This window comes from Pseudomonas sp. E6002 (assembly GCF_013385565.1).
In the GTDB taxonomy this organism is placed as follows: Bacteria; Pseudomonadota; Gammaproteobacteria; order Pseudomonadales; family Pseudomonadaceae; genus Aquipseudomonas.
In genome coordinates this window covers 96453-106636 of the sequence record NZ_JACAPT010000029.1, presented here as the reverse complement: position 1 = coordinate 106636, position 10184 = coordinate 96453, and the positions used below count along the sequence as shown (strand labels likewise).

Genomic DNA, 10184 nt, shown 5'->3' with positions numbered 1-10184 from the left:
CCACCGAGAAAAAACCTGGGCAATGGTTGCTTAAAGCCACCTGCACCCTGGAAATCGATGGCCAGGAAAAACCGGCCTACATTGCAGAATCGTTGTCACTCTGCTTCGTCTGAAACCTGGCTGTGGTGAGCCCGTCCGCTCACCACAATTCATGTAAATTTATGTATAGATCTCGCAGCTGCGGCATACTCGGCGCTCAATTATCCGGATCCCGCTATGCGCCCACTCGCTCCCCTTGCTCTTGTCCTGTTGCTCACCGCGTGCGGCGACGGCGAATCGCTGTTGCCGCCCGATGCGCGGCTGCCCGATGGCGGTCGTTACCGTGGCGATGTGGTCAATGGCTTGCTGCAAGGCCAGGGCCGGGTGGATTACCCCAATGGCAGCTGGTACGCGGGCCAGTTCGATAAAGGCCAGTGGCACGGCCAGGGCGAATGGCATGGCAGCAACGGCGAGGTCTATAAAGGCCAGTTCCAGCAGGGCCTGTTCGACGGCCAGGGCAGCCTGACCACGTCGGGCAACAGCTACGTCGGCGGTTTCAAACAAGGTAAGCGCAACGGCGAAGGCACCCTCAAAGAGGGGCAGATGACCTATCGCGGCGAATTCAAGGACGACCAGTATTCCGGCCTCGGCCGCCTCGAGTTGGCTGACGGCAGCCAGTACCAGGGCCAGTTCGCCCACGGCAAGCCCAACGGCGAAGGCCAGCGCAACGACGACAGCGGCAACCAGTTCAGCGGCCGCTTCGTCGATGGCCAGCTGGAGGGCAACGGCACCTTCAACAGCGCCGACGGCGACATGTACATCGGCCATTTCAAACAAAACCAGCTCAACGGCAAGGGCCGCTACGAAAACGCCGACGGCGACGTATGGATCGGCGAATTCAAGGAAGGCGCCCTCAGCGGCAAGGGCGAACTGATCGGCGTCGATGGCAGCCACTACGTCGGCCAGTTCGTCGACTGGCGCTTCACAGGCACAGGCCGCCTGAACCTCACCGACGGCAGCTTCTATATTGGCGGCTTCGACAGCGACAGCTATCAAGGTCGTGGCACTTTGGTGCTCACCGACGGCACCGTGCAGGCCGGCACCTGGGTCAACGGCATGCGCGTGCGCGACGCCGAGGGCAAATTGTTGCCTGACCCGCTGGAAATCGGCCTGTTTGCCCAGGGCCACTTGCTGGATGCCGCCCTCGCCGCCGTGCCCGCGTCCAAATCGGGGGTGGAGCTGTACACCCTGGTGGTGGCCGGCGACGGCAAACAAAGCGTGTTCCTGCGCGAAGCCGACTACGTCAGCAACATGCTCGCCACGCGCTTCGGCGCCTACGGCCAGATCCGCCTGGTGAACCATCGCGACCATATTGCCGACCGCCCGATGGCCACTCGCGAAAGCCTGCGCCGCGCAGTCCAAACCCTGGCCGAACGCAGTGGCCCGCAAGACCTGGTGTTTATCTACCTGACCAGCCACGGCACTCACGAGCACGAACTGGTGCTCGACCAGCCGCGCATGGAGCTGGCCGACCTGCCGGCCGATGAGCTGGCCGCCGTGCTGGCACCGCTGAAGAACCGCGACAAGATCATCGTGATTTCGGCCTGCTACTCCGGCGGGTTCATCCCGGCCCTGAAGGACGAACACACCCTGATCATGACCGCCTCGCGCGCCGATCGTGTGTCGTTCGGCTGCTCCGAAGAGGCCGACTTCACCTACTTCGGCGACGCCCTCTTCGCCCAGGCCTTCAACCAGACCGACGACTTGCAGCAAGCCTTCAAGCTGGCACAGACCCACGTGGCCGAACGCGAACAGGCGGACAACTTCGAAGCCTCCGAACCGCAGATCTGGGCCCCCAAAGGCGTAATCGCCCATTGGCAATTATTACGCAAACAGCAGGCACGAAAGGCGCTCGAAAGCGTCTCAATGAATAGCAAGGAAGCCAAGAGCAACTAAGCTGAATCTGTATAAAGGGGGAAACATCATGTACCTGACGCCTCAGCATATCTTGCTCGCCGGAGCCTCCGGCTTGACCGGGGAGCACCTGCTGGACCGCCTGCTCAACGAGCCGACCGTGACCCGCGTGCTGGCACCCAGCCGCAAGCCTCTGGCCGAGCATCCACACCTGGAAAACCCGGTGGGCGACCCGGCAGTATTCCTGCCGCAACTGAGCGGCCAGGTGGACATCGCCTTCTGCTGCCTGGGCACCACCATCAAGCAGGCCGGCTCCGAAGAAGCGTTCCGCGCCGTCGACCTGGACATGGTCGTGGCCTTTGCCAAGCGCGCTCGGGAAATGGGGGCGCGGCACCTGATCGTGATCAGCGCAATCGGCGCCGACCCGAAATCCTCGATCTTCTACAACCGCGTCAAGGGCGAGATGGAACAGGCGTTGAAAGCCCAGGATTGGCCGCAGTTGACCATCGTCCGACCTTCGCTGTTGTTGGGTGAGCGATTGGAACCGCGGCTGGCCGAGCAATTGGCCGGGCCATTGTCGCGGCTGATTCCGGGCAAGTACCACGGCATTGAAGTGTGCGAACTGGCGCGGGCGATGTGGCGACTGGCGCTGGAAGAGCAGGATGGGGTGCGGGTTATAGAGTCGGACGAGCTGCGCAAGCTCGGCAAATAACACGTAATTCCAGGCAGGACACCATCCAAATGTGGGAGCGGGCTTGCTCGCGAATGCGGTGGATCAGTCAATGATACAGTGACTGATCCACCGCATTCGCGAGCAAGCCCGCTCCCACATTGGATTTCTGTTAATACTGGGATAAGTACTAAAGCCCGCCCGTCGCGTTAAACCCAACCCCCAGCACCGTCAGCACCGACAGCGGCAACAGCAGCGTGTCGAGCAAGGCACTGGCCGGCAGGTCGACATGGGGATAGCTCGGCGCCTCGGCCCCAAAACGGTCCATCGCGCAGCACCCGCCCTGAATCGCATACATGTCCAGCCGCGTGCCGGCATACACCACCGGCGCGCCGGGCTGGGCGGCGTCCAGGGTTCGCGCAGTCGCACACCCGGTCAGTTGCAGCGCCAGCAGCACCATCAATAGTTTATTCATCACTGCTCAAATGGTGCTCGCCCCAGCGCGGCAGCATGTCCTGGGGAATGTTCAGCAGGTTGAGAATCCGCGCCACCACAAAGTCCACCAGGTCATCGATGGTCTGCGGCTGGTGATAGAAGCCCGGCGACGCCGGCAAGATAGTCACGCCCATGTTCGACAGCTTGAGCATGTGCTCCAGATGGATGCTCGAATACGGCGCTTCGCGTGGCACCAGAATCAACTGGCGACGCTCCTTCAAGGTCACGTCCGCCGCGCGCTCGATCAGGTTGTTGCAGGCGCCCGTGGCAATCGCCGACAGGGTCCCGGTGGAACACGGCACCACCACCATCGCGGCCGGCGCACCGGAGCCCGACGCCACCGGTGACATCCAGTCTTCCTTGCCATAGACCTTGATCTGCCCCGCCGCCGCACCGGTGTACTCGGTGAGGAAGGCCTGCATCATCTGCACTTTGGGCGGCAACGCCACATCGGTCTCGGTGGCCAGCACCAGTTGCGCGGCCTTGGAGATCAGGAAGTGCACCTCGCGGTCTTCGCGCACCAGGCAGTCCAGCAGGCGCAAGCCATAGGGCGCGCCGGACGCGCCGGTCATCGCCAGGGTGACGCGTTCCGGGCCGCTCACTTCAGGGCCTCGGCGAGTTTGCCATGCAGGCCGCCAAAGCCGCCGTTGCTCATGATCACCACGTGAGTGCCGGGCCTGGCCTGGTGTTTCACGTGCTCGATGATGCCTTCCAGTGAGTCGCGGCAAATCGACGGCACCGTGCACAACGCGGCGATGGCAGGCAGGTCCCAACCGAGGTTGGCCGGCGCGTACCACACAACCTGGTCGGCATCGTTGACGCTTTCCGGCAAACCATCACGGTGGGCGCCCAGCTTCATGGAGTTGGAGCGCGGCTCGATAATCGCGATCACCTGGGCATCGCCCACACGCTTGCGCAAGCCATCCAGGGTAGTGGCGATGGCCGTCGGGTGGTGGGCAAAGTCGTCATAGATGGTAATCCCATTCACTTCGGCGACCTTTTCCATCCGGCGCTTGACACTTTTGAACGCGCTCAAGGCCGCAATGCCCATGGACGGCACCACGCCGACATGCCGCGCAGCCGCCAGGGTGACCAAGGCATTGGCGACGTTGTGCTGGCCGGTCATGTCCCAATCGACGATGCCTTGGGCGACGCCTTCGAACAGTACTTCAAATTTGGAGCCATCTTCGCTCAGCAGTTTGACCTGCCATTGGCCGCCAGCACCGGTGGTTTGTACCGGGGTCCAGCAGCCCATCTCGATAACTCGCTGCAGGGCAGGTTCGGTGGTGGGGTGAATCACCAGGCCTTCGCTGGGAATGGTGCGCACCAAGTGGTGGAACTGCCGCTCGATGGCCGCCAGATCAGGGAAGATGTCCGCGTGATCGAACTCCAGGTTGTTCAGGATCGCCGTACGCGGGCGGTAGTGAACGAACTTGGAGCGTTTGTCGAAGAACGCGCTATCGTACTCATCGGCTTCGATAACAAAAAACGGGGTGTCGCCGAGGCGCGCCGACACCGAGAAATTCTGCGGCACGCCACCAATCAGGAAGCCCGGGCTCATGCCCGCATGCTCCAGCACCCAGGCCAGCATGCTGCTGGTGGTGGTCTTGCCATGGGTACCGGCAACGGCGAGTACCCAACGGCCTTGCAACACATGGTCGGCCAGCCATTGCGGGCCAGACACGTACGGCAAACCTTTATTCAGTACATATTCGACTGCCGGGTTACCGCGCACCATGGCATTGCCGATCACGACAAGGTCCGGGACCGGGTCGAATTGCGCCGGGTCATAACCTTGGGTCAGCTCAATGCCCTGGGCCTGCAGTTGCGTGCTCATGGGTGGGTAAACGTTGGCATCGGAGCCAGTAACATGATGGCCCAGCTCTTTGGCGAGCACCGCCATCGAGCCCATGAACGTGCCGCAAATACCGAGAATATGAATGTGCATAGTCGACCTCGTAAAACATCGAGGCAGGTTAGCGCAGGGAAGGGAAAATCGCACTCTTTAGCTGTAGCACGCAGGCCTTGGGGGGTAGCCGCCATTGTTTGTCAGAGCGTAGGGGAATATTCGATAAGTCCGGTGCCACAGGATGCATGCATGGCATCGGACCCATCGCCAGTTTGACTGAGCATCATCCATGACTCGAAAGTTTACGCGGGGTTATGTCACACGACTTTTGTTTCGGCAGACTCCGCCGGTAATTCCAGCGTTTTCATGTGCAACAACTTCCCTATGAACTTGTTTAATGCGTCGAATTTTTTATCAATAACATCCAGACGGCCTTTGTCATCGGTGCCGTCTGCGGGAGTGGCAATGTAAGGCCGGAATACCATGTCGCTTTCGTCCGCCAGTTTTTTAAGCTGTTCCTCCGCAGTTTTATACAAGGCCTCAAGCGTTTCCAGGCGCTCGCTTGGCGTACGCGACGACGAGGAGTCGCTCATTTTAAGTGCCGGAGCATTCGTTCCTTGACGCATTGCCATAATATTGTTGGCAATGACTTCCATGCGCAACTCGGCCAGGCCCAAGCGCGCGGTCGTGGCACCCGTGTCGGTGTCCTGCGTGGCGACGACCGATGTTGTCCCGTCGGTTTTCGCGGCAGGCACCTGCGTGCTTGGAGCCGGCTGGTGAGCCGGAGGGAGCAGTGGCGTATTGTTTGTAAACTGCGCCTTGATTGTCTCGCCAGACCAAACCGAGCCTGCGTAGGTACCAATACTCAGGGGAGCACTGACCAATCCGCTTACACCCGCACTGACAAAGGCGTCGCGGGCTACCGTCGCCGCCTGGGGCGAGGTGTCGAACACCTTAGCCTTGACCAGGCGATCAGCAACCATCAGGTTTTGAGTCACCTGTGCCATATCTTTAGGATCTGCGCTGGCCTGAGGCTTGAACGGCCGGTTGGCAGGCCCTTGGTTCATCAATTTTTGTTGTGTCAGCGTTTGAAAATTATTGGGTTTCTCGGGCTTGGGTAGCGTTGTGGAGGTGTCTGTGGCCGGATTTTTCCCTAACCGGGGTTTAGGTTGGGGAGCTATTGGAGGGGAGCTGCCCTGGCCACCGGGACGTACTATCGGAGGCGTTACACCGCCATTGCGCGGGGCCGGTGGTGTATTCACTGGAGGTAGATTGACCGTGTTGGGCCGAATTCTAATACTATTCATGATTATTATCTCACTTGTTGTTACTATTTACGCATAAGCGCTATTAGCGAGTTATCGAGACAATCGACAACCGCCAACTTAGTAACTAAACAGATAATGAACGTTCCAGAAGACAGTCACCCACACACAAAAATACATGACAAAACATTAATACGGTGCGACGCCAATTATTTAACGCACAGTCGCCCACAACACAGATTGATCACTCACAGCCAGAACAGGTAACGTCATCATTAAACCTGACGCGCTATACCATACTTACGTAACTTTCTATAAAGCGTATTTCTACTGACTCCAAGCACGGTCGCCACGTGCGTCATATGCCAGCGTTGCTGCACCAATGTTGCCAGCAATGCCTGGCGCTCGGCAGCATCCAGCAATGAGTTTGCCGGTTCACTCATCGCCACCGGCAGGGTTTGCACGGCACGAATCTGTGCAGGCAGGTCATCAAGCCTCACCCGCCCGTCCTCACACAGTGCGGCAAGGGTGCGCAACACCGTGCGCAACTGCCGCACGTTGCCCGGCCACGCGAACGCCAACAGGGCCTGGCGGGCCTCGCCGTCAAGCTGCACCGCCTGATCTCCCGCTTCTTCGGCCAACAGGAAGTCCAGCAGTTGCAACTTGTCACTGCGCTCGCGCAACGGCGGCAAGGCCACTTCCAGGCCATTGAGCCGGTAATACAGGTCTTCACGAAAACTACCATCCTGCACCCGATCAAGCAGATTACGGTGGGTAGCGCTGATAATTCTGACGTCCACCGCTTGCGGTTCACCGCCGATGGGCACTACCAAGCGGTCTTCAAGCACCCTTAATAGCCGGGTTTGCAAAGCCAGCGGCATATCGCCGATTTCATCCAGAAACAACGTGCCACCATCTGCCTGCTGCAGCTTGCCGCGCATGCCTTCCTTGCGGGCGCCGGTAAAACTGCCGCCGCGATAACCGAACAGCTCGCTTTCGATGAGGCTTTCCGGGATGGCTGCGCAGTTGAGGGCCACAAAGGCTTTATCTGCGCGCAGGCTTGCATGGTGCACGGCCTTGGCAAACGCCTCTTTGCCAGACCCGGTTTCCCCCTGGATCAGCAAAGGCACATCACGCTCGAACACCCGCAAGGCTCTGCGGAAATCGTTTTGCAGCGCCGCGTCTCCAAGGCAAATGCCCGGCAATCGCGGCCGCTCCGGCAAGGCGTGGGCCACCGGCACCGGTACGCTGCGTGGCTGGCCGCGCAACACCGCGAACAAGCCACGGCCATCGCGGGTACGCAGGGGCCAACTGGCGCTGGCGTTCGCGCTGGCACGCCCGAGCAACTCATCGAGCGAACAATCGAAAAACGCCTCGACCGGCTGCCCCAACAACCCGCCACGGATTTGCCCGAGCAGGTTCAACGCACTCTGGTTAACCGCACAAATGCGCCCTTCACCATCGAACGCCAGCAGCCCTTCGCTGAACAGGCCCACAGACTCGGCCTGCAAATGAAAGCGCAGCAACCAGTGGTGCTCAAAATGGCGCAGGAAGTAACAGCTCTCGATCATCTTCGCCGAAAGATTGACCAGCGCCATGGTGTGGAACTGGCTCTGGCGCGACACCGCCTCCCGGGCCGAGGACACATCCAGCACCGCCAGCAGTTCGCCATGAGGGTCGAACACCGGGCTGGCCGAGCAGGTCAGGCCGGTATGTCGGCCACGAAAATGTTCATCGCGATGAATCGTCAGGGACTGGCGCTCCACCAGGCAGGTGCCGATGCCGTTGGTGCCTTCGCAGGCCTCGCTCCAATCGGCACCCAGCCACAGCCCGGCACCCTCGAAGATCTTGCGCTCGCTGGGGGCGGTGACGCAGTTGAGGATCACCCCGCGGGCGTCGGTCAGCAGCACCGCATGGCCGGCGCCGGAGAGCTGTTGATGCAGGCTGTTCATTTCATTGCCGGCGATGCTCAGCACTTGTTGCAGGCGTTCGCGGCTTTCCAGCAGGCGGCCATGTTCGAGCACCGTGGGCGCGATGGTCAATGCGGGGTCGAGGTGATAGTCCTCAAGACAACGCAGCCAGGAGCGGGCGATGGACGGATCGCTGCCGGGGCCATGCAGCGGGTCCTGCCCACGGGTGACCGTCAGGACTTGTTGGGCATGGCGACTGAAATGATCGTTTTGCATGTTCTTATTATTCTCCCTGCGTGAAGTACACCGCGCGCGAGTGCCCAGCATCCTCCAGCCTCCCGACCAATGCAATCCCGGGCAGACCCACCGGTCACAGGCTGTACCGCTTATGGCACAAACTGTCACCCAGGCTGTACCAAGCTTGCCACAGCAACGGTTTGCAACAACCTCTAAACCCTTGATTTACAGGCTCTACGAGGCACTGGCCCGACCTTTGCTCTACGCTTTAACAAGCACAACCGTGCGTCCTCCAATAAACACAAAAAGCCAGGAGATACCCACCATGCGTTACGCACACCCCGGTACTGAAGGCGCGATCGTTTCGTTCAAGGCCAAGTACGGCAACTACATCGGCGGTGAGTTTGTCGCGCCGGTCGATGGCAACTATTTCACCAACACCTCGCCGGTCAACGGCAAGCCCATCGCCGAATTCCCGCGCTCCACTGCCAAGGATATCGACAAGGCCCTGGACGCCGCCCACACCGCCGCTGACGCCTGGGGCAAGACCTCGGCCCAGGACCGCTCGCTGGTACTGCTGAAAATCGCCGACCGCATCGAACAGAACCTCGAACTGCTGGCCATCACCGAAACCTGGGACAACGGCAAGGCCGTGCGCGAAACCCTGAACGCCGACATCCCGCTGGCCGCGGATCACTTCCGCTACTTCGCCGGCTGCATCCGCGCCCAGGAAGGCAGCAGCGCCGAGATCAACGAACACACCGCCGCTTACCACTTCCACGAACCGCTGGGCGTGGTCGGCCAGATCATCCCGTGGAACTTCCCGCTGCTGATGGCCGCCTGGAAACTCGCGCCAGCCCTGGCCGCCGGTAACTGCGTGGTGCTCAAGCCTGCCGAGCAAACCCCGCTGGGCATCAACGTGCTGATGGAACTGATCGGCGACCTGCTGCCGCCGGGCGTGCTGAACGTGGTGCACGGCTACGGCAAAGAAGCCGGCGAAGCCCTGGCCACCAGCAAGCGCATCGCCAAGATCGCCTTCACCGGCTCCACGCCAGTGGGCTCGCACATCATGCACGCGGCCGCCGAGAACATCATTCCGTCCACCGTTGAGCTGGGCGGCAAGTCGCCGAACATCTTCTTCGCCGACATCATGAAAGCCGAACCGCAATTCATCGAGAAGGCCGCCGAAGGTTTGGTGCTGGCGTTCTTCAACCAAGGCGAAGTGTGCACCTGCCCTTCCCGCGCGCTGGTGGAAGAGTCGATCTACGACGACTTCATGAAAGTGGTAATGAAGAAGGTCGAGTCGATCAAACGTGGCGACCCGCTGGACACCGACACCATGGTCGGCGCCCAGGCGTCCGAGCAGCAGTTCGACAAGATTTTGTCCTACCTCGAAATCGCCAAAGGCGAAGGCGCCGAGCTGCTGACTGGCGGCAAGGTCGAGAAGCTGACCGGCGATCTGGCCACCGGCTATTACATCCAGCCGACCCTGCTCAAGGGCACCAACAAGATGCGGGTGTTCCAGGAAGAAATCTTTGGCCCGGTGGTGAGCATCACCACGTTCAAGGATGAAGCCGAAGCCCTGGCGATTGCCAACGACACCGAGTTCGGCCTGGGTGCCGGCCTGTGGACCCGCGACATCAACCGCGCGTACCGCATGGGCCGGGCGATCAAGGCCGGGCGTGTATGGACCAACTGCTATCACCTGTACCCGGCGCATGCCGCGTTCGGTGGTTACAAGAAGTCCGGTGTGGGCCGTGAGACTCACAAGATGATGCTTGATCACTATCAGCAGACCAAAAACCTGCTGGTGAGCTACGACATCAATCCGCTGGGCTTCTTCTAACTGACAACCCGCTCCCACA

At 60.6% G+C, this 10184-nt stretch carries 9 protein-coding genes (1 of these 9 only partly in view); 4 read left to right on the top strand and 5 right to left on the bottom strand.

The window, feature by feature from the left end:
* The 3 genes from HX815_RS23955 to HX815_RS23945 all read left to right on the top strand — a co-directional run.
* A protein-coding gene (locus HX815_RS23955) for a MaoC family dehydratase (RefSeq protein ID WP_177028984.1) crosses the window boundary here: on the top strand, positions 1-113 show its 3' portion. The gene continues 325 nt to the left of window position 1, outside the view; only the last 113 of its 438 coding nucleotides appear in the window; its start codon lies beyond the left edge, outside the window; it ends in the stop codon at positions 111-113.
* 103 nt (positions 114-216) lie between these two features.
* Positions 217-1935 (top strand): C13 family peptidase, encoded by a 1719-nt coding sequence (locus HX815_RS23950; protein WP_008436527.1) that lies wholly within the window; start codon positions 217-219, stop codon positions 1933-1935.
* A gap of 28 nt (positions 1936-1963) precedes the next feature.
* The gene (locus HX815_RS23945) at positions 1964-2605 is read left to right on the top strand and encodes an oxidoreductase (protein WP_003215421.1); all 642 of its coding nucleotides are present in this window, start codon (positions 1964-1966) and stop codon (positions 2603-2605) included.
* A 148-nt stretch (positions 2606-2753) separates the two neighbouring features.
* On the opposite strand, the gene HX815_RS23940 is transcribed toward HX815_RS23945, so the two are convergent.
* The 5 genes from HX815_RS23940 to HX815_RS23920 all read right to left on the bottom strand — a co-directional run bounded on the left by HX815_RS23940 (position 2754) and on the right by HX815_RS23920 (position 8358).
* Positions 2754-3038 carry a YceK/YidQ family lipoprotein gene (locus tag HX815_RS23940; protein ID WP_023659172.1) on the bottom strand — a complete coding sequence of 95 codons (285 nt, stop codon included), beginning with the start codon at positions 3036-3038 and terminating at the stop codon, positions 2754-2756.
* Entirely contained in the window at positions 3031-3660 is a 630-nt protein-coding gene (gene ubiX / locus HX815_RS23935; RefSeq protein ID WP_003219402.1) for a flavin prenyltransferase UbiX, read from the bottom strand. The genes HX815_RS23940 and ubiX overlap by 8 nt, the downstream gene beginning before the upstream one ends.
* A complete protein-coding gene (mpl, locus tag HX815_RS23930; RefSeq protein WP_003219401.1) occupies positions 3657-5006 on the bottom strand; it encodes a UDP-N-acetylmuramate:L-alanyl-gamma-D-glutamyl-meso-diaminopimelate ligase in 1350 nt (449 codons plus the stop codon). Before mpl ends, ubiX begins: the two co-directional genes overlap by 4 nt.
* 218 nt (positions 5007-5224) lie before the next feature.
* A complete protein-coding gene (locus HX815_RS23925) occupies positions 5225-6214 on the bottom strand; it encodes a hypothetical protein (RefSeq protein ID WP_256351180.1) in 990 nt (329 codons plus the stop codon).
* 233 nt (positions 6215-6447) lie between these two features.
* Complete coding sequence (locus tag HX815_RS23920; RefSeq protein WP_008436524.1) at positions 6448-8358, bottom strand: sigma-54-dependent Fis family transcriptional regulator; 1911 nt, start codon at positions 8356-8358, stop codon at positions 6448-6450.
* A gap of 286 nt (positions 8359-8644) precedes the next feature.
* Between HX815_RS23920 and HX815_RS23915 the strand changes: the two genes are divergently transcribed.
* A complete protein-coding gene (locus HX815_RS23915; RefSeq protein ID WP_177028983.1) occupies positions 8645-10165 on the top strand; it encodes an aldehyde dehydrogenase family protein in 1521 nt (506 codons plus the stop codon).
* Positions 10166-10184 lie beyond the last annotated feature (19 nt).